At 41.5% G+C, this 24121-nt stretch carries 19 protein-coding genes and 2 pseudogenes; 5 read left to right on the top strand and 16 right to left on the bottom strand.

What is annotated here, in order from left to right:
* Positions 1-76 precede the first annotated feature (76 nt).
* The 8 genes from V7K56_RS18875 to V7K56_RS18840 all read right to left on the bottom strand — a co-directional run bounded on the left by V7K56_RS18875 (position 77) and on the right by V7K56_RS18840 (position 10248).
* Entirely contained in the window at positions 77-478 is a 402-nt protein-coding gene (locus V7K56_RS18875) for a hypothetical protein (RefSeq protein WP_334912432.1), read from the bottom strand.
* Between the two features lie 36 nt (positions 479-514).
* Positions 515-1402 carry an ABC transporter permease gene (locus V7K56_RS18870; RefSeq protein WP_334912430.1) on the bottom strand — a complete coding sequence of 296 codons (888 nt, stop codon included), beginning with the start codon at positions 1400-1402 and terminating at the stop codon, positions 515-517.
* Between the two features lie 99 nt (positions 1403-1501).
* Positions 1502-2521, bottom strand: a complete 1020-nt coding sequence (locus tag V7K56_RS18865; RefSeq protein WP_334912428.1) for an ABC transporter ATP-binding protein — start codon at positions 2519-2521, stop codon at positions 1502-1504.
* A 134-nt stretch (positions 2522-2655) separates the two neighbouring features.
* Positions 2656-3636 (bottom strand): choice-of-anchor A family protein, encoded by a 981-nt coding sequence (locus V7K56_RS18860; protein WP_334912426.1) that lies wholly within the window; start codon positions 3634-3636, stop codon positions 2656-2658.
* Positions 3637-3831: 195 nt separating this feature from the next.
* Positions 3832-5301: an aminotransferase class I/II-fold pyridoxal phosphate-dependent enzyme gene (locus V7K56_RS18855; RefSeq protein WP_334912424.1), complete on the bottom strand. Its 1470-nt coding sequence runs from the start codon at positions 5299-5301 to the stop codon at positions 3832-3834.
* 62 nt (positions 5302-5363) lie between these two features.
* A complete protein-coding gene (locus V7K56_RS18850; RefSeq protein WP_334912422.1) occupies positions 5364-8255 on the bottom strand; it encodes an AAA family ATPase in 2892 nt (963 codons plus the stop codon).
* 37 nt (positions 8256-8292) lie between these two features.
* Positions 8293-9876, bottom strand: coding sequence for a serine protease (locus V7K56_RS18845; protein WP_334912420.1), 1584 nt, complete (start codon positions 9874-9876; stop codon positions 8293-8295).
* A 60-nt stretch (positions 9877-9936) separates the two neighbouring features.
* A complete protein-coding gene (locus V7K56_RS18840; RefSeq protein WP_334912418.1) occupies positions 9937-10248 on the bottom strand; it encodes a CU044_2847 family protein in 312 nt (103 codons plus the stop codon).
* A gap of 737 nt (positions 10249-10985) precedes the next feature.
* Between V7K56_RS18840 and V7K56_RS18835 the strand changes: the two genes are divergently transcribed.
* Positions 10986-11693, top strand: a complete 708-nt coding sequence (locus V7K56_RS18835; RefSeq protein WP_334912416.1) for a M15 family metallopeptidase — start codon at positions 10986-10988, stop codon at positions 11691-11693.
* Between the two features lie 5 nt (positions 11694-11698).
* Here V7K56_RS18835 and V7K56_RS18830 read toward each other — a convergent pair whose 3' ends face one another.
* From V7K56_RS18830 to V7K56_RS18820, 3 genes are all read right to left on the bottom strand, one after another.
* Positions 11699-12172 carry a TspO/MBR family protein gene (locus V7K56_RS18830; RefSeq protein WP_334912414.1) on the bottom strand — a complete coding sequence of 158 codons (474 nt, stop codon included), beginning with the start codon at positions 12170-12172 and terminating at the stop codon, positions 11699-11701.
* 184 nt (positions 12173-12356) lie between these two features.
* Positions 12357-12830 carry a TspO/MBR family protein gene (locus V7K56_RS18825; RefSeq protein ID WP_334912412.1) on the bottom strand — a complete coding sequence of 158 codons (474 nt, stop codon included), beginning with the start codon at positions 12828-12830 and terminating at the stop codon, positions 12357-12359.
* A 211-nt stretch (positions 12831-13041) separates the two neighbouring features.
* Positions 13042-13482, bottom strand: coding sequence for a hypothetical protein (locus V7K56_RS18820; RefSeq protein WP_334912410.1), 441 nt, complete (start codon positions 13480-13482; stop codon positions 13042-13044).
* Positions 13483-13844: 362 nt separating this feature from the next.
* On the opposite strand from V7K56_RS18820, the gene V7K56_RS18815 reads away from it, so the two are divergent.
* On the top strand, positions 13845-14069 hold the full coding sequence (locus V7K56_RS18815; RefSeq protein ID WP_334912408.1) for a DUF433 domain-containing protein: 225 nt from the start codon (positions 13845-13847) through the stop codon (positions 14067-14069).
* A gap of 350 nt (positions 14070-14419) precedes the next feature.
* Here the strand turns inward: V7K56_RS18815 and crtR are convergent, their stop codons facing one another.
* Positions 14420-15301, bottom strand: coding sequence for a beta-carotene hydroxylase (gene crtR / locus V7K56_RS18810; RefSeq protein WP_334912406.1), 882 nt, complete (start codon positions 15299-15301; stop codon positions 14420-14422).
* 484 nt (positions 15302-15785) lie between these two features.
* Here crtR and pyk point away from each other — a divergent pair, with 484 nt between their 5' ends.
* Positions 15786-17555: a pyruvate kinase gene (gene pyk, locus V7K56_RS18805; RefSeq protein WP_334912404.1), complete on the top strand. Its 1770-nt coding sequence runs from the start codon at positions 15786-15788 to the stop codon at positions 17553-17555.
* Positions 17556-17670: 115 nt separating this feature from the next.
* Here pyk and V7K56_RS18800 read toward each other — a convergent pair whose 3' ends face one another.
* Entirely contained in the window at positions 17671-19452 is a 1782-nt protein-coding gene (locus V7K56_RS18800; protein ID WP_334912402.1) for a M61 family metallopeptidase, read from the bottom strand.
* Positions 19453-19897: 445 nt separating this feature from the next.
* On the opposite strand from V7K56_RS18800, the gene V7K56_RS18795 reads away from it, so the two are divergent.
* Complete coding sequence (locus V7K56_RS18795; protein WP_334912400.1) at positions 19898-20041, top strand: hypothetical protein; 144 nt, start codon at positions 19898-19900, stop codon at positions 20039-20041.
* A gap of 7 nt (positions 20042-20048) precedes the next feature.
* Positions 20049-20153: pseudogene (locus tag V7K56_RS37145) on the top strand (DUF6888 family protein); the annotation flags it as partial.
* A gap of 48 nt (positions 20154-20201) precedes the next feature.
* Here the strand turns inward: V7K56_RS37145 and V7K56_RS18790 are convergent.
* From V7K56_RS18790 to V7K56_RS18780, 3 genes and pseudogenes are all read right to left on the bottom strand, one after another.
* Positions 20202-20885, bottom strand: a complete 684-nt coding sequence (locus V7K56_RS18790; RefSeq protein WP_334912398.1) for a Crp/Fnr family transcriptional regulator — start codon at positions 20883-20885, stop codon at positions 20202-20204.
* A 189-nt stretch (positions 20886-21074) separates the two neighbouring features.
* Positions 21075-21635 (bottom strand): annotated as a pseudogene (locus tag V7K56_RS37140) (pilus assembly protein PilB); the annotation flags it as partial.
* A 955-nt stretch (positions 21636-22590) separates the two neighbouring features.
* Positions 22591-23778, bottom strand: a complete 1188-nt coding sequence (locus V7K56_RS18780; protein WP_334912394.1) for a HetZ-related protein 2 — start codon at positions 23776-23778, stop codon at positions 22591-22593.
* Positions 23779-24121 lie beyond the last annotated feature (343 nt).

Below are 24121 nucleotides of genomic sequence, written 5' to 3'. Positions count from 1 at the left end.
TTTTTTACCTGATAATTCAAGATTTTTTAGATAGTTTTAACCCCAAGCTGTAAAGGCCTGGGGTTCTTTGTTTGATTCAGTTACCTGATGGTGGAGTTACCGATGGCGATGTAACTGATGGTTGTATCGTCGTTGGCAAATTATTGAGAGTTGGTTGCTGTTCTTGACCTTGAATTAGTTTTTGTTGCCTTGCTTTAAAGGCTGCTGCTGCTGAGTCTAATTGTTGGTTCTGTTGATTAGAATCCCAGTTGAGAGTCCCAAAATTTGCCCGATGAATCAGATCAAACATATTGAAATTGTCTGAGTTGGAACGGGAGAAAGGATCGGTATTTTGGTCTGTTGTACTATTACTGGGAAAAGCATCTGTTGGACTGCTGATTTGAGCGGAACTTGGTTGAGCCATGAGCAAGGAAGCAAAGCTAATTCCTGCCGCCGTAGCTACAAAAAGTCTAGTAATTTGTAAAAATGGTTTTTTCATGGGGTTTTGACTCTAAAATTGATCTATTTTATCTTTTTAAGCTAGAGTCCGCCGCAGTTGGGGTTGAATACTCACTAAGGCGACTAGGGCAAAGCCAAACAACACCAGTAATGCTCCCCCAAAGGTAACATTGCCCCAAGGAGCCTGCATAACTACACTATTTAGTCCCCAATTATTGTGGAAATAGAGATAGCGGATTGGTTCGATAGCATAGCTGAGAGGATTTAGGGTAGCCACAACCTGCAACCACTGGGGCATGAAGGATAGAGGTGCTAAAGCAGTACTAGCAAACAATAATGGTAGGTTAGTGACGAAAATCACTGCAATCAATTCAATGTGTCCGGGTAGAGCGAAAGCTAAACCGAGGGAAATGGCTGTTACACCCAAAGCTAACAGTAAGACAATTAGAGCGATCGCACTTAAACCCGCTACATTTGGTAGTCCAGCGCCTAAAAATGCTGCTGCTGCAACGATTACGGCTGCTTGCAACAAACTTTGGCTAATGATGAAGATGGCTGAGGCAAAAACAATGGAAAACCGTGATGCTAAGGGTGCTACCAGCAAACGATTCAAAAAGCCGAACTCGCGGTCAAACATTACAGGTAAACCAGCATTCAGCGCCCCAGCAAAGGCTGTAAACACAATGATGCCAGCCGCCAAAAATTGACCGTAATTTGTTGTATTGCCAAATATACCCTTGGGAGCATTTTGGAACAAAGCACCAAATAGCACTAACCACATTACTGGCTGAATAATTCCAGCAACTAAAGATGAGGGACGGCGTTGCAACTGAATAAACAAGCGACGTGTTAAAGCCAACGTCTCTTGTACCAATTCGCCGAAAAAGTTAGGCACAGTATTAGCATCTGCTTGTGGTGATGCTAATGGCTGCCAATTGATATCAGATTTAGGAGTAACACTCATAGCAATTTTAGATTAATTGGGCATTGGGCATTGGGCATTGGGCATTGGGCATTGGGCATTGGGCATTGGGCATTGGGAAGTATTTTCATGCCCCATTCCCTATCTCATATTCTGCTTTTTCTCAGCTTTGGGATCGCGGGTGGCGACGGCTGCCAGTTCGGCATCCAACAAGGTGCGTCCTGTGGCGGCGAGATAAACGTCATCAAGGCTGGGGCGAGATTGGGCGATGCCAAATATGGGCAAGCCAGCGGTATTCAGCGCTTGCTGTATGTTAATCAGAACATCATTCTGAGGTGTCACTACTAAATTGAGCGAATTACCTTGAGCGCTGTTGATGATCACTTCTTGGACAAAGGGCAAAGGTTTCAGGAGGTTTTTGGCTTTTTCAGCTTCCTCAATGGGAGAAAACTCGCGGATTCGTAGGGTGATGCGATCGCCCCCTACTTGATCTTTTAATTGTGAAGGTGTATCACTTGCAATTACAACGCCGCGATCTATAATTGCCACGCGATCGGCTAAAGCGTCAATTTCTTCTAAGTAATGGCTGGTAATTACTACCGTCGTTCCAGAGGCGCGTAATTTTCTCAGGAAATCCCACACCACAAAACGAGTTTCGATGTCAAGTCCCACAGTTGGCTCGTCCAACACCAAAACATCCGGTGCATGGAGCAATCCAGCAGCCAAGTCTAGGCGCTTGCGTAAACCACCAGAATAGGTTCCTGTCTTTTTGTTGGCGTATTCTTGCAAACCGAGTAAATTTAATACCGTTTCAATACGCTGTTTCGCTACTGCGCCTGGGAGGTGATAAAGTGCTGCTTGCAATTGCAGCAATTCTTTTCCAGTCAACACTTTATCTATAGCGACTTCCTGAGCTACGTAGCCTAGTCGTTGTCTTGCCACTTTCGGATTATCTAACACAGAGATGCCAGATACTTCGATTTTGCCAGCATCCGGTGTGGTCAGCGTACACAAGGCGCGCAAGGTAGTAGTTTTCCCAGCACCGTTGGGGCCAAGTAAACCAAAAATTTCTCCTGGTTCTACCTGAAAGGAAACATCCTGGACAGCAACCACTGTACCGTAACGTTTTTGCAGATTTTGAATTAAAACGGCGGGAGCCATGACAGCCGATCCCCAACTATACAAATCTCAATAAAGTCTATCTTTATTGTAGAAGGTAGAGAGCAAGGAAATAGCGCATGAGCGAAAATCTGTAAACAAGTTCCATCATGCGCTATGCTGCCAAAAATTTTTAATTATTCTAGACAAGTTGGTTGATTGCGTTTGTAGCGAAGCAAACCAAATACTACAGCAACTAATCCTAAACCTGGAAGATTTGCAGGCTCTGGAACCTTACGAATGGGAGGCTTCGGCGGAGTGTAGTACTTAGTTGGGACATTTGGCAGATCGCCATTAAATAGATAGTTGTGAGACTCGCCATTTCCTGTCAAAGAAGCTACGACTACATTGCCGTTAATTTGACCGTTGTTGAAATTAAAATTAGCCAAAGGTGCAAGAATACTACCTTGGATGCCAATTCCACTGGCAGTTAGATTTGTTGCTTCATAAAAGTTGTAAATTACCTTTTGTTTATCTGCGCCAATGATATTAAACCCAAAGTTTTGCAGCGAGACATCCTTACCGCTGATATTGACAACGATAGTTGAATTTGCATCTCCCTTAATTTCAAAATAGTTTGTCTTAGAGACAGATGAGCCTGCAAGATTAAAAACATTGAAAGCAGTACCACTGCCACTAAGGTTAATAGCACCCCAAGGTTGAACTGTTGTGCTACCAGTAGGAGTTAAGGTTGCCAAATATTCAGATAGTCCTCGCAGTTGTTTCCCTGCTTCATTGAAGTCGATGGGATTGCTCTTGCTGAGAGTTCCTTCGGGAAATCCCACATTGCTGGATACATTGGCGCTGCCTCCATAGACAGCATTACCGCGGTAGACTTGACCGTTGCTCAGAGTTAGATTCTGTCCAGCGACTACTACGTTGCCGCTATTACCAGAAAGTCTGCTTCCAAGTCCGCCGACGAAATTTATGTTACCGCCAGCAGCAACTTTGCCTTCGATATCTGTATATTTTTGAGAGATATCTCCTAAAACAAATACATTGTAATCAGAGGCAGCACCTAACTCAACTGCATTTGCTCTTGCTGAAAAACCCAGCGCTAGAGTGACTACAATCGGAGCTGTTACTAGCACCCAAATATAATAGGTTTTTGATTTCATCTTCTAGTTTAAGAATTATCAAGACGATCCTATGGGTATAAATCAAAGATTGCACTAGTCTACCAGCTATTTTTATTGAAGTTTCATACTGGTATAACTACTGTGTATTTTTCCCTAAATCATCTAAAAAACCGCACATTTACTATTGACTTCATCAATTAAATTTTTGTGAAGAAGAATTTAGGAGTTATAATGTTATTTCACAACTTTTAAACTTTTGAGGCTAATATCATTGCAACCGCTGATAAATCCTCCTAGAGCCTGTATTTGTTGTAGGTACTCAAAGACAGATTTGGTAATGACTTCTCCTGGCATTAACACAGGAATTCCAGGGGGATAGGGACAGACGATTTCAGCACAGATGCGTTTATTGGTTTGTGTCAAAGGTAATGTTTCACTGACAGCAAAAAAAGCTTCACGGGGAGAAAGTTGTAAAGCATAATCTAGTGTTCTATCTAAATATAGCCAAACCTGGTTTTTAACAGTCAAGTTGCTTCGGCGATATTCTTTGGCGAGGGTGGTGAAACCTTGCACTAATTGTTCAATATCAGCTGGGGTGTTGCCCAAACTAATGATAAAGGTGAGATGTTGTAGTGAAGCAAATTCAGCAGTAATACCTAATTTTTCATCGAGAATCTCATCTGCTTCAAATCCGGTTAAACCTAAACCAGAAACAGTAACAGTTAGTCGCGTTTTGTCTAAAGCTGCAAAGCCGAGGGATTCCTCTAACTGAGGCATTTCCAAAACTGATAATCCAGGAATTTGACTGATTTTTGTTCTAGCTTCTTGGGCAAGTTGCAAAGTGCGAGACATCAATATTTTTCCGTGGAGTGCCATTTGCTGACGCGCTGCATCTAGAGAAGCTAAAAGTAAATAACTAGGACTGGTAGATTGTACGAGTTGTAAAGCTTTACTGATACGATCGCAATCGATCCTGTTACCTTGAACGTGCAACATCGATGCCTGTGTCATCGCACCAAGTACCTTGTGAATGGATTGTACAGTTAAATCTGCATTTGCGACTAAAGCTGGAGTGGGTAATTCGGGATGAAAGGCAAAGTGTGCGCCGTGTGCCTCATCTACGAGTAGAGGGATATTATATTGATGTGTGATGTTAGCGATCGCCCTCAAATCTCCACAAACACCGTAATATGTTGGGTAAACTGTCAACACTGCTTTAGCGTCTGGATGCTGGTGGAGTGCAGATTGTAGGGTATTGGGCGTGATGCTATGGGCAATATCTAAAACTGGATCGTATTCAGGATTGAGAAAAATTGGTATAGCACCGGAGAGAATTAAACCAGCGATCGCAGAAGAATGGACATTGCGAGGCAGAATAATTTTATCCCCCATGCCACAGGTAGCGAGAATTGCCGCTTCAATCCCACAGGTAGAACCATTGACAAGGAACCATGTTTGCGAAGCGCCAAAAGCTGCTGCTGCTAGTTGTTGTGCTTCTTGAATAACGCCTTGGGGTGCAAAGAGATTATCTAAATCTGCTAATTCGGTTAAATCAGCGCGAAAGACGGTTTTGCCAAATAAATCAGCCAAGGGTTGAGAAATTCCCTCTCCTTGTTTATGTCCTGGGGTGTAAAAAGGCGCATGAGGCCGTGTTGCACTGGCTTTTAAAGCATCTAATAATGGTATTTGGTTTTGATTGAGCATTTAAATAAAACAAACCATTAATAATAAAATTTGAAATCTGTTAGGGCATATTCATAAAATAATTAGCTTATAACTGCACGTTCTCTCACCCATTGTTTTAACAGAGGAATTTCAAAATCATATCCTCCATTGATTTTGTGTAAAATATGATAACGCAATAAGCGGGTTAATACCTTTTCAGCAATTTCAGTAGTTCTAGGTAAGAAAGTATCTGTCTTGGCAACTTGTAATAATAATTCTTGACCAATTACCATTTCTTCTGGCGTAGTTCCTGTAAATTCTGTCCAAATATTTGTAAAATAAGGCTGACCGGAAATAAAAGCGTCATTAATAGAAGCTTGCAAGAGTTCAGTAGTAATAGAATCAGTATGGTTAAAGTTAGCTTGATTTACCATTGATGCGCCCAATAATTGTAAGCAGTAAGGGTGACAATTGGTGAGCTTTAATACTTCTTCCACAATCCTTGGAGCGTAACGCAGTGCAAAATCTGGATCTGGATTAAGCAGTAATTCCTCGGCTTCGTTATCTTCAAGATAAAGCATTTCTATCGGGACAACACTGATAAAATAGCTACTCCAATTTGGCCCTAATTCCTCTAAAGTTTGCACTCCAGAAAAGAGAAAACCAAGTTGTTCATAATGTTGAATTAAGTGGCGCAGTTCGTCAAATAAACGTAAAGTTATCTGTCTCTTTTGGATGGCGGTACCGATTTTTTCAAATTCATCAAGGTTGAGAAGGATGCGCCGTTCTCCGATTTGGGCAAGTGCTTTATCCAACCAATCTTCTAAGGTGGTATAGGGACTAGGTTGAAAATCGGTGCGTTTAGGAATGTTTGGTAATTGAACCCCTTGACTTTTACAGTCTTTATGAATTGCACGGACTAAGCCAAAGCAAAAGTCAGATTCACTGGTAGTAATGGCGGAACTTTGCATATCCACAAATACGGGGAGGATATCACTGGGAAGCAGGCGGGGAAAGTTATACAAAAAGGAAGTTTTACCACAGCGCCGGGGGCCATGCAGCACAAGGGTAGGTCGATCGCGGTTTAAAACTCGACGGACAACTTCATCGGCAAATCTCTGACGACCTTTAAACAAGTTCTTTTGGTCAAGTCGCACCGGATTTCCATATTGGAACGGGTTGATTAGTTCGCCTTGAGAGAGTTTGCGTTGTTCATTTTGTTCCAGTTCAATAACCCTTTGCCAATGTTCCAGTACAGGTGTCCAGCGTTTGATGGCTTCGCCTTTAAGTCCGAGAGAGGGTAATTGAAGTTGTAATCGAACAAGCTTGTTATTAATTCGTTCTAATCCTCGTTCTCGTAGGTGTATATTTTTATTTTCAAGTGCAGATTGAATATCTTGAATAATAGTTTGCAAACGAGGAAGAAGGATAGAAAGTTCGGGTTTAACCTTTGGTAAAGGTATTTCTGAAGTGGAGGTATCGCTGTCAGAATCGAGGTGATAAAAGGGGGAGATCAGCAAGGATAATATCGGATGGTCTGAGTTGGCAGTAAAGATTAGTTCTGGAATACTTTGAATTTGCTTGAGTTGGTCGGCGACAATTTGTGGTAAGGCATTTTGCAGGGTTATTTTAAATCCTGGTAAGGAAAAAGTTTGGGTATATTGAAAGATTGTTAAGGCTTGTTGAGGTCTTTCACGAAATTCAGAAACAAGAAGTTGAGCATGATTAGGTAAAGGTATCCACAGAAGTTCGCTAGTGTAAGGAGGTAATAGAAAAAGTATTTTTGCTGTTTGGGGACGTAACCACCTAATTGTTGAATCTGAAAATCCGAAAAGTTTTAGTAAAGAATTAGGGGATGTATAATAACCACTTAAAAAGATAAAGCTATAATCAGGAAATATTCTGCAATAGCTGACTAAGGTTACAGGGATAATTAATACTGAAACCCATCCTAAATTTTGGGCAGAAAGAGCTATTAAAATCACTGTAGTGCTGATCAAAACTATGTTATGTTTTGCTGGTGCAAGAGCAAAAGCGATTAAACTTGCAACAACCGAAAACCAAGTGAACGGTAAAGTAGCAGCTCCCGCCACGACGAGCGCCACTCCGACCGCCACTCCGACCGCCACGACGAGCGCCACTCTGACCGCCACGACGAGCGCCACTCTGACCGCCACGAATCCCGTCACTTCTTCCGCCACGAATCCCGTCACGACGAGCGCCACGACGAGCGCCACGACGAGCGCCACGACGACTGCCACTTCTCCCGCCACGACGAGCGCCACGACGAGCGTCACGACGAGCGCCACGACGAGCGCCACGACGACCGCCACGACGAGCGCATCATCACTATTTTTTATACTTTCTCTTACTGAAAATAGGACAAAGCCTGTCATTCCACTTACTAACAACAGAAACAGCCAGTTTTGAGTTGCTAACCACACTCCTAACATCACACTGATTGTTCCTCCCACCACCATCACATTACGAGCAAGGGAAAGATGTTCTTTGTTTAACAGTTGCAATACTAACCAAACAGTTAATGATATAGATACTCCAAAAACTGGAAGACCTATTCCCATTTGAGGTAAAGTAGGTAAAACTTTAATAGCTTCTATTAAGCCCTTTAACCAACTATCAGGCTGATTTAATACAACTATCAACCACAACAAGGGAATAACCAGTCCTAAAGGTAAAAATAAAACTCCTGTCGTATAAGCAATTAACATGACACAAGGTAACTGTAACCAATCTAATAATTCATTACGCTCAAGCAGTCTTAAAAGAAGAGGGACATTCAAAATAAATAATAGTAATAAATACTGACTAATAAATCGTGATTTTCCGAAAAATAAAATATCATAAAAATTTGTGTCTCGTCTGCGTCGAGCTTCTTCTTGAGGCAACCATTCATTCATTCGTTGTTGGAGCTTTGAAGGACAATACATTGCCCACCAAAATAGTTCCCAAGTTTCTTGCAAAAACAGCAACATTTTTTATATTTAATGTTTAAATCTTTGGCTGATTGCTTTATCTTTGACCTTTCACAAACTCTGCAAACACACTACTAAATAAACCCCGATTCTTCCGTAATAACCCATGACGCTGAAGCCTATCTACAATTGCCAGATCAGGAGTAGGTAAGTTACCCCCTCCCAACTCATAACGCAATGTTAAACGTTCAACTTCGGTTAAATCTTTCCAAAGTTCTTCAAAACGAGGCTTTGCTTGAAAATTAAACTCATTTTTAGCTATTTCTTGATTCCCATTTTGCCACAACATCGCCCCCGCCATCTGCACATAGTAAGGCAACCCTCCTGCTAACTCATCCACCCATTGTAATACCGCAGAATTAAGCAGAAATTCTTTCTGTCCTTTCTGGATGATGTTTTGCCAAGCTTCCTCGTGTAATGCCCCTAAAATAGTCGTACTGAAAATATTGGCAAAGGGAGAACCCAGACTCAAAGTTTCGTAGACTTCATTAAGAGACCGTTTGCTAGCAATTACCATTGTTAATAAACCCGCAGAAGCCTTAGAACGCCAATCTTCCCCCCAATCCTGAAACAATTCCAATCTATCTTTTTTACTAGCAATGGCTTCAAACTCATCCAATAAAATAATTAAACGATACCCTTCATCTACTAAATCCTGTAAGCCATCTTCCACTGCAAAGCCATCTTGATTATCTTCCTTTGACCAAGGAAAATTCCCTGTTAGTTTGTGAATCCCTCGCCTTAATCCTTCAATAATCCTCTCTGGAGTATGAAAATTCCCATTCGTTAAATCTAAGGCAACAACTAAAGGCTTTTGTTCTGGCGAACAAAATTCGCTGATTCTTTCTTTGATATATCGCAATAGAGAGGTTTTTCCATTACGCCGCAAGCCTACTAAATTGACACATTGAGGACTAATCGCGCCAATACGGTTTTTAATCTCTAAAATCTCTCTTCTCCGTCCGTAAAAACGTTGTGGAGGAACAGGAAGACCATATTCAAATGGATTATCACCTTTGGGCTTTGGCTGATGAAATTGTTTATTAAGTAAGGCAATTTCAGGAAACTGTTGCACAATAACTTGAGTCGAAACTGCCCGTCCACCTAAATCGTTACACTCATCACGGGAAAGATGCACAATTCCACAAACTTTACCTGTTAGTAAATTTAGTAAAGGCGAGCCACTAAAGCCTGAGATAACTTGCCCTTGCTTTAACTTATAGAGAATAATATCCTGTTTAAAACTTATTCCTTCATATTTAAAACTTGCTGAATCTCCCTGCGAATAATCAACTTCGCTATTCTTGGGATAACCGAAAATATATAAATCATCGTTGGTTTTTGGTTCTGTGTTATCCAATTCAACACATGGATGATGCAAACAATCTTCGTCCAGTCGTAAAAGGGCTAAATCAATAGGATATTTGCATAATTGCGTAACTTTAGCTGTGTAATTCTGGTTTTCTGCTTTCCAGAATACTTGCACAGGGTTATCTTTCGCAGGTTCGACTACATGGGCACAGGTGAGAATCCAATTCGGTGCAACAAAAAAACCTGTTCCCTGACTACTGGCAACATTTAAACGCACTGTACAGCGTTGTAAATTGTCTTCGTTACCCATTAATTGCTCTCATCCAGCATCTTTGTAAAAAGATTACCACAACTTTAAGACAATCAACTGTTATTTACCCCATTCCATCGTAATTTCTAGGTTAGCTGTGCCTGTTCCTTTGACAATTAAAGCGGTTAGTTGTCCTGACTCAACTCCAATTTGTAAACCTAGTTTGACACTAAATTTATCTGGTTTGACTGTCTCGCTAATATCTTTTAATGTACCTGCGACATCTTCAGCAATGGATTTAATAATTTCTGTGGCTTGTTTAAAAATTCTGGTTTCATCAGAAACAGGTTGTTCCCCTATAGGCGTAACCTCTACTTTAATTATTTTGCCGTCTGAAAGTTCAAAGGAAATAATTTTGGTTTTATCTGCCATACCTTATTTTTTTCTGTTATTTTTCCGTACAAGGTTCTTCCTGAAGAATAGCAAGAAGGTATATGGTATTGTTACATTTTTCGGCACGAATAATTTGAGTCTGGCAATGATTCATAATATGCTACACATTACTTTGTTCGTTTTATTTTTTGAAAGGTTTCAGAACTTTATAAGCAGTAATTACAGCCTAAGTAATTTATATAGCGGTTCTCGGTTGAGTTGGGTACAAGAACCTCGCCCCCAATCCCTCTCGAAAAATAAAGCTGTTTTATTCCCTGAAAGACTCAAAAAAGACTTGTGTTCTGAACAAAAAGACTTGTGTTCAGAACGAAAGTACTTGTGTTCTGAACAAAAAGACTTGTGTTCTGAATGAAAGTACTTGTGTTGTGAACGAAAAGACTTGTGTTCTGAACGAAAGTACTTGTGTTGTAAACGAAAAGACTTGTGTTCTGAACGAAAGTACTTGTGTTGTGAACGAAAAAACTTGTGTTCTGAACGAAAATATTTGTGTGTACACCGTAAGCTCTTCGAGAGGGGACTATGATGTACCTTATATGATTAGGAAAGGCTATGTAACTTTGTATACGTAGCAGATTATTAGAGTAGGCGTAGCCCGCCGTAGGCATCGCCCTTTAGAAAAAAGTTTTTGGTTTATTGTTCAGGATTGAGAAAAATTGGTATTGTACGCACAATGCTATGCTTGCGTTAAAATCCGTAAGTCCTGCATGGCTGACTAGATGAGACCTTATCATCAAATCCCGATTTTTGAGTGTGGTGAACCGCTAACTAAGATTCCTTTAGAATTGTTTGCGGTAGAATCTCCCCATCCTTATGAAAAGTTAGGTGCGCCTTATGGCGATCGCTCCCCCTATTATCTCCGTCAAAGCGTTATTGAAAATTTGCTCCAAGCGCAAAGTTATCTTAATCTCCTGCATCCTAACTGGCATATCCAAATTTTTGATGCCTATCGCCCGATCGCAGTCCAGCAGTTTATGGTAGATTACAGCTTCGCCCAAGCAGTGCAGAATAGAGGACTAACTGAGGTGGAGTTATCACTAAATCAACGCCAAGAGATTTGGGAAGCGGTTTATGCAATTTGGGCTGCACCGAGTTTAGATGCAAAAACTCCGCCTCCTCACAGTACTGGTGGGGCGGTAGATGTGACGCTAGTAGATGATGCAGGGCAAATAGTAAATATGGGTTCGCCAATTGATGAAATGTCAGAGCGATCGCATCCCGATTATTATGCCAATAGCGATCGCTATGAAACGCAAAAGTATCATCTTCACCGTCAGCGATTGCAAGATGTAATGTTAAAAGCCGGCTTTCAACGCAATCCTAGAGAGTGGTGGCATTTTTCTGTCGGCGATCAAATGTGGGCTTGGCTGAATAATCAATCCAATCCAGCCAATCCTGTCACCGCACGTTATGGGCGTCTTTCATAGATGCGTTATGCATCTTGAGGATTTAACTCTCTTAACTCGTCGGTGGTGTAAGTACCAATAGGAGTCCAAATTAGATAGGGAAGAAGTAACAGCGCCGCTATAAAAGAAATCGGTAAAACGCAGATTGCCAGGACAACGGCTAAAATCAAACCTATTAGCCCAAAAATTTCCCCGGTTTTGAGACTGCGAAATCTCAACATTAGAGGTATGTAGGCGACGGTGATAAGTTCTACCACGAGATACAAAGCCATTAATAGCCAAGTAATTAGGCTTCCGGGTTTTTTTTGCCAGACAATAGTAGCTGAAGCTGCACCACTGATAAAAATCACAGTCCAGATGACCGGAATCAGCGGTTCAAAAACTAGCCAGCGAGGGCGACTTAATCGTGCAAACCATTTAACGTCACGCGGCGTAATCAAGAAACTACCAAGGGCGATCAAGAAAGTTACAGCCCCAATTATTATCCAAGATGGAATCATAATGCACTCAAGTTTTGTGTATTTTGTCAAGTCATACATTGCAAGTTTGACAATTTAGACTAGATGTTTAATCATTCTCTGGTGCAATTCTTAGACCAATCTGAAAACAATTGTTACCGATGGATTCATAAAATCCAGATAGAGAAACCAATTCCATAATACTTTTGACTTCCGCCCTGCGGTACTAGGCATCTTGAGGATTGAGACGGATCATCTCCCAAGTGGTATAAGTACCAATGGGACTCCAGAGCAAATAAGGAACTAGTAATAGTGCTGCCCAACCAGAAAACCCTAAGACTGCAAGTATCAATAAAATATTAATAATTAAACCTGTGCCACCGAGAATTGTACCCACTTTCAGACTGCGAAGCTTAAACATTACAGGCGTATAAGCAATGGTAACAATTTCTAATAGCAGATATAAACCCATGATTAACCAGGTTGAGGTGCTACCTGGGTCTTTTTCCCAGACAATATAAGCTGACCAAGCACCGCAAATAAATATTACAGTCCAAATAATCGGAATTGCACCCTCAAAAGTTAGCCATCTTGGTCGTTGTAAACGCTTGAACCATTGGCGATCGCTAGACGTAACCACGTTCGCTGCTAAAGCAACCAAAAAAGCCACGCCCCCAATCACCATCCAAGATTTAATCATGCCCGTTAGTCCTTTACAAGCCCTATCTATCGCTTAATATCACTCTTTATAGTGTGATTTTGTCAATTTAATTGCTAATTACTCATCATCCCTGAGTTTGAACCCTTCACACCGTTTGGCAGGATTTTAAATTATGAGCATTGGGAATTGGGAATGGGGCATTGGGCATGGCTACCGCTTTAGAGGCGATCGCATTGGAATTACAAAGCTTTTATGAGCCGACAGTGACAGTGTAAGACAACACAAAGGGCTTGAAACTAGCTCCAGATTTTGGAGTACCGCTTAACTCCAAATCATAAGCTCCTACTTTGGGAAATACGATCTCGGCTCCGGGAATACTTTTATATTGCTTGGTTGATACATTATGTAAACTTGGCTTCAGCAATGGCGTATCAGTTTCACTGTGAGGTTGAGGGTAGATAGCCAACTGACAGTTACATTGTGTCAGGGGGATTAGTTGCCCACCTTTACGGGTGAGGACAATCCAAACATGAGCGGTTTTACCAGCTTGAGGATCGTCATGGGGTTCAATATGCAGCATCCCGCCCACATCTTGTGATACCTTTTCAGTATGAGCATTAACTGGTGTGACAATCAGAACTGAAAGTAATAATAGCCATCCTAAATTCTTTTCTAGCGTAAAGTGGAACATAGAATTTATAAGAGTAAACGAAGTAGACCAGGCTAACTGAGGAAAGGCAATTAAAGGAAAATTAAAAGATTTTTGATGCTATTTTTCCACCAGTATTTAGGAACAATAATTTAAAAGAATAGTTGCGTCAAAAGACAACCTGTCAAACTTTGCTCAGACATCCTCTAAAGCATTTAATTCCATAACAAGATGGCGTATTTGCTTCTATATTAAGGTATCTGCTAGCAGGCTAGCGTTGGTCATGATGCAGTTTTATCAGGTAGCGATCGCACTCTGCTAGGGGACAATAGCATATATGCTGAGATTTCCAAAACAACTAGAGCTAAGATCGGAAGATAGTCTGTTGCAGACAAGCTAACTATATGACATCCAGATCGCGTGTTGTTCATAGCGACCCCGATATATTGGGAGGAACCCCTGTTTTTGTTGGTACTCGTGTGCCGATAAAAACCTTGCTCGATTATCTGGAAGCGGGTGACTCACTGGATGAGTTTTTAGATCACTTTCCCAGTGTCAGACGTGAGCAAGCGATCGCCACTCTCGAATTAGCAAAGGAAATGCTAACCGCCTATGCGAATTCTGCTTGATGAGTGTGTTCCACAACCCTTGAGGCGTGAACTCACTGATTATCAGGTACGCACAGTTGTGGAAATGGGATGGTCAGGCAAAAAGAATGGTGAACTTTTGCAATTGATGAGATAGGAGAGTTTCACGATTCTCCTGACAACAGACCAAAACTTACGATATCAGCAAAACTTACAACAGGCTGGAGTTGCGGTCATTGTTCTAGTGGCGTCTAGTAATCGCCTGCCTGATTTGCTTCCATTGATACCCAGTGTTCATAGTGTCCTAGAAACGATCGCTCCGGGTGTGGTTGTTGAAATCAGAGATTTTTGACACGTTGGTGCAGCCAGCTTCATACAACAACTCATTCTTTTTAGTGATGAAACCGAATTCCTAGAAAAATGTCATAAACAAACTCAAAAAAGTCCTTTTTCTGCAATAATCCTGAAGTTTGATAACATCCTTTTTCATCTAACAAAGGCTTCATCAGATAATAGCTGGGCTGGTAATTATACCAAGGAATCGAAGGCCACAAATGATGAATTAAGTGGTAATTCTGTCCCATAATTAGAATATTGAGAACTGGGTTAGGATAAACGCGAGCATTTTTCCAGCGATCGCGCTCCGCAAAAGGACGATGGGGTAAATAGTCAAAAAATAATCCTAGTGCTATCCCGACTACAAAAGCCGGTATAAACCAAAAATTGAGAATGTAACCCAAAAAGTGGTACTGCACTGATATATAAACAATTACACCGACAATTAAGCGGCTAATAAACCATTCTAGTAGCTCATATTTACGCCACAGTTGCCGTTGAAAGAAAAACACCTCGTGGTACAAAAACCGCACTGCAATCAACCACAGCGGCCCACCCGTAGAGACATAATGATCTGGGTCATCTTTAGGATGGTTAACATGACCATGATGCTGTAAATGCACCCGCGTAAATACTGGAAAAGCAAAAGCTAGCATCAATGCACTGCCATGACCTAACATCGCATTCATCACTCGGTTGCGATGGGCAGATTGGTGACAGGCATCATGAATTACCGTTCCAGCACAATGCAAGGCAATCGTGTTCACACAAAAGCATAGCCAGTGCGGCCATTCCCAAAGCCAGTAACCAAAGTTGGATAACACCAGCATAGCCACAGCTACAGAAAACAACAGCAGCGTCGGATTGAAATTACCAGGAGGCGCTAAAAATTCCTTGGGTGGGATTGTCAGTGGCTTTTGTGCCTCCGATGCGATCATCTTTAAGATTGACTCCTTCTTAAGCAGACATTACGAATATACGATAAATATTTAGTGAATAATAAAGTTTTGCAAAGTTTTATATAGCAAGATTTATCCACAGTTTTGCATATCAGCAGATGAATAACGCTATGATTCCAGACGAAGCCTAGTCTTTACTGATAAGTGGGGTATGACAATTGGTAATACCAATTTAATGTGAAGCTGCACTAAATGAGTAACTCTCTATTCTTGGCGTACTTGGCGGTTCGTTTAATATTCTGTGCATCTTCATAAAGAATTGATATAAGAAGTTGATGGGATAAACTCCTTCGTCAGGAAGATGGATACAAGATTGATGTACTATATCTAGTCTATCCCACAGCCCCCACTCTCCCATAAACCCTCTCTAACTGCTTATATCTTATTGATATAGCAGTGACTGAAAAGGAGATGCCACTTAAGTTACGATGACTTCCCAGATAGCTCCCTAACTTCAGCCCCTATGCAATTAAGAGATTCTCTGCGCCGGACAAAAATTGTCGCTACTATTGGCCCCGCCACTAGCAGTCCTGAAATACTCAAGGCGATTATTGAAGCGGGAGCCACAACGTTGCGGCTAAACTTCTCTCACGGAACTCATGCCGACCATCAACGTAGTATTCGCTTAATTCGGCAAACCGCTTTTGAACTAAATCAGCCAGTGGCTATTCTCCAAGACTTGCAGGGCCCAAAAATTCGCTTGGGAAAGTTTGACAACGGATCTATAGTTTTGGCAAAAGGCGATCGCTTTATCTTGACAAATCGTCCGGTGATCGGTACGCAAGAAATTAGCTGTGTCACCTACGATTATTTAGCCGAAGAAGTCCCAGTTGGGGCAAAAATCCTCCTTGATGATGGACGAGTAGAAATGCTGGTGGAGGAAATTAACCGGGACAAAGGTGATTTGCATTGTCGCGTCACCGTGCCTGGTAAACTTTCTAACAATAAAGGCGTAAACTTTCCCGGCGTTTACCTGTCAATTAAGGCAATGACCGACAAAGACCGAGAGGATCTAATGTTTGGTCTAGATCAGGGTGTCGATTGGGTAGCACTTTCCTTTGTCCGCAATCCCCAAGACATGATCGAAATTAAAGAACTAATTTCCAGTACAGGCAAGCAAGTGCCAGTAGTTGCCAAAATTGAAAAGCATGAAGCCATTGAACAAATGGAAGCGGTTCTGGCTTTGTGTGATGGCGTGATGGTTGCCAGAGGCGACTTAGGGGTAGAATTGCCAGCAGAAGATGTGCCGGTACTGCAAAAACGGCTAATTGCCACAGCAAATCGCTTGGGGATTCCGATCATCACCGCTACTCAAATGTTAGACAGCATGGTGAGCAATCCCCGTCCCACTCGCGCTGAAGTATCAGATGTGGCAAACGCGATTTTAGATGGCACGGACGCGGTGATGCTCTCCAATGAAACCGCCGTGGGTTGCTTCCCTGTAGAAGCAGTGGCGACGATGGCGCGAATTGCCGAACGTATGGAGCAGGAAGAAGCCCAACACTTAAACTTACGTTCTTTGAGGGATGCCCGCCGCTCCATTCCCAATGCGATTAGTCAAGCTGTTGGTCAAATTGCCGAACAACTAGGTGCAGCGGCAATCATGACCCTAACCCAAACAGGGGCAACAGCTCGCAATGTCTCTAAGTTTCGTCCTCACACACCAATTTTGGCAGTGACACCCCATGTAAATGTGGCGCGGCAGCTACAGATGGTGTGGGGAGTCAAACCGCTGTTGGTGCTAGGATTACCTTCCACTGGTCAGACTTTTCAAGCTGCGATTAACGTGGCTCAGGAACTTAAGTTACTGTCCCAGGGAGATTTAGTAGTGATGACTGCTGGTACACTCCAGGGAATTTCTGGCTCTACAGATTTGATTAAGGTAGAGGTAGTAACGGCAGTACTAGGTCACGGAATTGGACTAGGACAAGGTTCAGTGAGTGGTCGCGCACGGGTGGCAAGTACTGGTATGGATGTGAGTAACTTTAATCCCGGAGACATATTGGTTGCACCCCGCACTAGTGCCGATTTTGTCGAGGCAATTCGGAAATCTGCCGGGATTATTACTGAAGAAGAAAGTCTCACAAGTCATGCAGCAGTGATTGGCTTACGTCTTGGTGTACCAGTGATTGTGGGCGTGAAGCAGGCAACACAAGTGATTCGAGATGGAGCGATTATAACGCTGGATCTGCAACGAGGTTTGATTTACTCTGGGGCGGTGAGAACAGCTTAGGACTAGGGAAAGGGGACAAAGGAACAGGGGAGCAGGGGACAAGGGGAACAAGGGGGAATTATTGAACAAATCTCTCCCTTGTCTTCCTTGTCTCTTCCCAATGCCCAATGCCCTTTTAAACAGTTGCGATCGCAGCCCCAAGCCATCCAGCAAAGTTTTGCTGCTGTTTGGAGTTAGGATGCTCAACAGGCTTTACTTGATATTTAGTTGCATGTGGTGATGCAAGGGTAATGGAATAAGTACGGAGTTCGTCTTGGTGGAAAACGGTGACTTGAATGGTATCGTTTGGTTGATAATCTTTGAGGCGATCGCTTAAGCCACCCGCCGTTACCTTAATCCCATCAATTGCTAACAACTCATCACCTGCATCAATTCCTCTTACTTGTGCAGGTGAACCAATCTCTACAAACTTAATCATCTCCCGCCCATTTTCTGTATTTATTCTCACGCCCAGGTAAGGTTCTTCTTGCTGTTCGGCTACCAACTGCAAGCCAAAGGGTTCTAAATACTGATTGAAAGGCAAATCATCAGTACTATCAATATAGCGTTTAAAGAAATCAGTCAAATCAATTCCGGCAACAGATTCGATAACTTCCTGTAACTGTTCTGGGGTATAGCCAATTTCAGCTTGCCCAAATTGCTGCCACATTTTCAGCATCACCTGATCAAGGGAGCGCTGATTGTTGTGAGTAGAGCGAATCAGCAAATCCAGCAACAACGATATCATTTCTCCTTTTAAATAGTAGGAAATTTGGGAATTACCGCTATTGGCATCCGGGCGATAGAGTTTTATCCAAGCATCAAAACTCGATTCAGAAACAGGTTGTACCTTGCGCCCTGGTGTCATTTCATATCTAGTAATTTCTTTGCTCAAGTTATTCAAATACGACTTAACATCAAAAATTCCTGCCCGCAAAGGAATTAACAAATCGTAGTAACTAGTAGTGCCCTCACAAAACCACAGTGATGGTGTGTAGTTTTCTTGGTCGTAATCAAAAACCTCTAATGCTTTTGGACGAATTCGCTTGACATTCCACAAGTGAAAAAACTCGTGTGCAACTAATTGAAGAAAGCGATGGTACTTATCCTGAGCGCGAAATCCAAAACGTTGGTAAATTAAGGAGCAAGAGTCTTTATGCTCCAAACCGCCAAAAGCTTGGCTAAATAAATGTAGCAGAAACACATATCGTTGATATGGCAAACCACCGAACATCTGCGCTTCTACCTGAATAATTTTTTGGATATCAGCAATCAGCTGCTGAACTTGGTAATTACCTTGCCCCCAGATTGCCAATTCATGAGGTTTTCCTAATACCTCAAATTTATACAATTGGTGGCTACCAATCTCAAAGGGAGTATCAACCAGAGTATCAAAATCGCTAGCTAAGAAAGTATTCGTTTCTTCACCAACGTGTGGTAGGGCAGTAGTTACCTGCCATTCCGGCTGTGGTGGTACGATGGTGACGCGAATGGGTTGCTTATTCCAGCCAGATATTCTAAAAAATAGTGCCGCACCATTGAAATAACCGTGGGTAGCATCTAAGTGATTTGTCCGTACCGATAGCTCATTCGCAAAAATGCGGTAACGTACAGTTAATTCTGAAATACCTATTTTGTTTACCTGCCAATGATTTTTACTGATTTTTTGGCAAGGCAAAGGCTTATCCCCAGCAAAAGCGGCAAAATCCTGTAAATTCTTGGCGTATTCCCGGACTAAATAGGAACCTGGTGTCCAAACGGGCAATTTTAAATTGAGAATCGGTGAGGGATAATCCACAAGGCGTAAAGTCACCTCAAACAGATGGGTTTCTGGTTGGGACATTGCCACCAGGTAATGAATCGTTGGCCCAGTTTCCTGAATGTAGGTGTTAGAACGAGTTGCTGTTGCTTCAGTCATCTTGTGTGCTGAGTTAATAGTCGATAGGTAATTTCTCCCATGATGACAAATTTGCCTTTTAACTTTTGACTTTTATTTGCTGCGGCTGGTAGTCAAACCCAGTTTATTGGCACAAAAGCTGATATCCTATACTGAATTTGGCTCAATCGTTTGTCCCAGTGTTCAAATTAAAACAGGCTGAAGCTCAAAAGGAAAAAGAGGAAGTTATCCAGAAAGTCAATGATAATGATTTGGATTTGGATTAACAATAATTTTGGGTACGTAGGCGTAGCCCGTTGTAGACATCGCTAATCTATCCCTCGCCACCAATTACAGTGATAGCCCTATTAAGTAAGGCAAAAAATTGTAGAACTCATTGAAAATGGTTGTAAAAATTTTAATGCTGCTTTAGCAATTAGCCGTATTCTTAAAAAAGGCATACCTCTAAAAAAACGTATTTGCAGCAGTGATTATCGCCAAAAAGAATGTTGAGGATGATTTGAGGCAATTGCTAGAAAACAGTACCACAGAACCCACACTGCTAACGGTAAAACGTGATAACATACGCCGCCTACGCGAGTTGAAGAATAATTCTGAGGATGAAGATTAATTAAAACATGCCTACACAAGAACAAATAAGAACTTGCTTCATTCTCTGCTATAGACATACTAAAATGTATTTACCTGTATATTTAATATCTGTATACCGCCGCACAAAAGATATAGTGATTATACCAATTTTATACGTAAATTTTTATTGGATAAAGCAATCACACTTTGCCAGCCAAGTTTATCAATTGTTTGAAGTTCACAAGATAAATGATGTTGTTGGCACTGTTAATGTTAATCCACCCTTTTTCATGCAGCTTTTCCATGATTTTAGTGGTTTCTTCAACACCAATTTCTGTCACCTCTGCTAAATCTTTAAAGGGAATGTTAAAAATTTCTCTTCCTAAATCTGATTCTTGACCATAGCTTTCACCCAAAGTCACTAGGGTATGAGCGAGTTTGACAGCTGGTGGTGAAGACCGCATTTGTAAGCGCAGATTAATTTGCCGCAATCGCCTCACCATCAGTTGCAACATTCGGTGATGTAACTGTGGGTCTTTAAACAATATTTGAATAAACCGCTCTCTGGAGATACTAAGCAACTTCACAGGTGAAAGGGCAATGACATCAGTTGAGCGTGGAGATTCATCCAAAATTGCCATTTCTCCAAAAAAATCGCCACGACCAAAAATTGCTAGAGCTACTGAATCTTCCCCGACGGTACGCCGGACTTTGACCCAACCAGAAACCACGAAGTAAACGGCGTTACCCCAGGCATCTTCCATCACAACAGCTCGCCCAGATGGGTATTCATGTTCAATTGCAAAGTTGAGTAACCATTCCAATGTCTGTGGATTGGCTGTACTCATTAAGGGGAAAAGTTCACTAAAAACCTCAGTTAGCATGAAATATTTGCAACAATAGGATTTAAGAGCGGGAAACTAACTTTGCTACTATTAAGTTTGTTTAAACCGTAATCTTACTTAGAATACGATCACCAAATTTGTATTTATTTAGAGATAAATCTCTAAGCTTTATTAATCTAGGATTCCATTACAACATAACAATTATGTATGCGAACGAAATCAGCGTTTTCACTTACTGACGGATGATTTACTCTTTGTTGGTAGATTGCTATCTAGTGCCAGTATTTTGATCTGTTGGTCTAAATTTTTCACTAATTGATTCAGGACAACTAAAGCCTCTAATTGCTGAGAATCAAGGTTAGGATTCAGTAAAAGTCGTTCTTGTAGTTCATGTAACTTGATGCTTAGTTGCTGAGAAATTCCCAAAGCATCGCGCCCTAGACGTGTCAATTGTTGTTGTTGATAGAATTTTAATGCTGCTCCCCGCAATACTTGGAGTGTTGCCTCTTCGCCGTAGATTCCCGGCATGACTCGCAAGCGTAATAATAAGCGATTTTTTTGATATACATATTCTTTTTCTACCTGTTTTGGTTCTGCAACCGTGATTATAGGCAGGGAAGCAAACCGCTTTAATTCATTCAGTACTCCTTGGAAAACTGAGAGCGGCAGTTTGTCTAATACAGACTGCAAAATTCCATTGTCACTCCACAGTATTCTGCCTTCATAAGCTTGTCTTTCTAAGTACAGACGACCAATTCCCCCAGCCAAGATTCGTCCTAGTAATTCTTCTAATAATTTTTTTGGTGGCAGTGTTTTTAACAACTCAATAGAACTCAGTAGTTCGGAAGCTTGTGTGGGAGAAAAAGGTAAATTGTTTGATGATGTGGCTTCAGAATTTTCTTCCTGTTGAGTTCTGGAAATAGGGGTCAAGAACGTCGTAGTTTGAGATGATTGGTCTAGCTCTAGGATAGGAGGCAAGTCTACCCGCTGTCTATAATTTTGACGCTCTTGTGTCTGAAACACCATCAATATTGGTTGTTGATTTGATTTTGAGTCGGCATCTAAGGAAGGACTAGGTATGTCAGTAATCGTAGCTCGGCTATTTGTTGGGGGAAAGTCCACTGTTGGCTGATGCATAAGTTTTGCATCTAGCTGGGATGTATTCTTATAGTTGAGGTAGGCTGATAGTATTCTGCGGTGGGCATCGGCTGCGATCGCCTCAATCATCAGTGTGCAATTGATAGAAGACAAAATACGACCAACATAATCTAGGGCTTCGCTCTCTTGTGGATGTACCATGCCTAGCAAGAGGTTTTTGTCTTCTAATCCAAAGGGCAAAATTTGGTGGTAGAGGCAAGCTTCAAAGGACAAAAGATTATCAATCAGGTGGAATATTTGTTCGCGATCACTTCCTTCCTCCCACCTAGTTTGAGCGGCAGTTAGCATTTGCTGTCCATTTGCTGCGGTATCATTTAGTTCACCCTTTGAAGACAACATAGATTTGATTCGTTGGTGTTTACTTATATTTTGCCTCTAATTTCATAAGTAGTTAATAAAGATACTTTGTTAAATTGTTAAAATTTAAATTATATATACTTAAGTAAATGTAAGTAGAAGATGAATTTTAGATTATGGACTGGGGATAATACTGAAGATTGGGTATTGGGCATTGGGTATTGGTTATTAATTATTCTCCCTTCCTCCTCTGCTCCCCACTCCCCCATGCTCCATTTTCTACTACAGGCTACTCTTGGGTTCTTAAACCTTGGGCTGCAAGATAGACTTTTGTCCATTCGCCTAGCACTTGATGGGTTTTGAGTTTTAATTGTTCGGCTATGGCTTCTATTGAATTACCTGCTCTCCGCAAATTTAAAATCTGCCGCCCTAGAGGAGTCAATTTTTCATCAAGTTGTTGCCATTGGTTTTGGGTTAATCCCAAGTTATGTTCTTGCAAGGAAATTGAGAGCCAGCTATCTACAAGTTCTGGTTTCCCTTTGAGGGCAAAAACACGTACAGCATGGTAACTAATTTTTTCTCGCAGACGGTAAACTTCTTTAGTCGGCTTATTCAGTTTTTTGGCGATCTCTTCCTGGGACTTACCTTGCAGATACAATCGTAGCCATTCTACTGCTTCTGTTCCCAGATTTTCTTGTAAATAATTTTCAAATTCTTTTTGTACTGATTGACGCAGCCCCTGTTGTTCCTCTAGTTGTTGTGCTTCTTGATATTCTGCGATCGCCTGACTATCGACTAAGTTAACTCGATTGTCACTGTCGTCTGTAAGAACTTCTTCTGACACTAGTCTAACCAAGTCACGGTTTGGTACTTGGGTTAAACCACCGCGCTGAGTGCGACGCAAATAATTCACAAATCGGTAAGCTAATAGGGGTTGATTCCGTACTGGCCGCAGACAATATTCTTCTACACTGGCAAATAATAAAGCATCCCCCAATCGTCTATCGGTTGTATATTTGGCAATATCAACCATTTGTTGTTGCATCTGGCTGTCACTTTGGAGTAGTTCTTGAAGTACTTCTTGTAACACATCGATGACACTACGCTGGCGATCGCGGCTGAGGGAAACCCAAGTCTGAATCTTATTCCGTAATGTTACTAAACTTCCCAATCGGGTTATCAAGTTGCGATAAGCACGTTCTCGTCCTAGCCCCAAGTAGCGTTGACGTAAAATCCTCCAGCGATATTCCATCGCTTGTTTAGCGATATCAAGTTCTTTAGGATTAAACAGATCGAACCGTTTTGAATCAGATCCCAACAGCCAGATAATAATGCTTTGCCTCGCGGCTTCATTTTGCTCTGGACATTCCACAGCCAAGCGCTTTTGCCAATCTAGAGCCAGTTTTTCCACATCCGTTGTCATAGTGAGATTGCATTCCTCGAAACTCAATTTTGAAGTTTGCATCACAACCCCCATTCGTCCCACCTAATTGTTTAACTGGTAGCTGCCCCAGATTTCATGAATTTCATGAATTTCATGAAAATAGCTCAGTGATTCTACTTTTATTACGTCTGAATTCATTAAAATTATGCAGAATTTTCTACATTGATGTTTTGCTGGCAGTGAGAATTGTCCAAAACCAATGTATATCAGGCATTTGGAAGCATTATACTCATTTAAACTTTTTGTAAAGTTATGTTTTGTAGTTGAGAACAAAAATCTGCTTAAAGTTGTGGAAATACACTTTGCACGAAATATATCGCGGAAATTTGACATTTTGTAACAGATTGAGGAACGAATCTAATTTAACTCAATGTCA

Origin of the sequence: Nostoc sp., assembly GCF_036917535.1 — a bacterium.
In the GTDB taxonomy this organism is placed as follows: Bacteria; Cyanobacteriota; Cyanobacteriia; order Cyanobacteriales; family Nostocaceae; genus Nostoc.
Note: the sequence above shows the minus strand (reverse complement) of the source record. Positions and strands in the feature narration are given on the sequence as shown.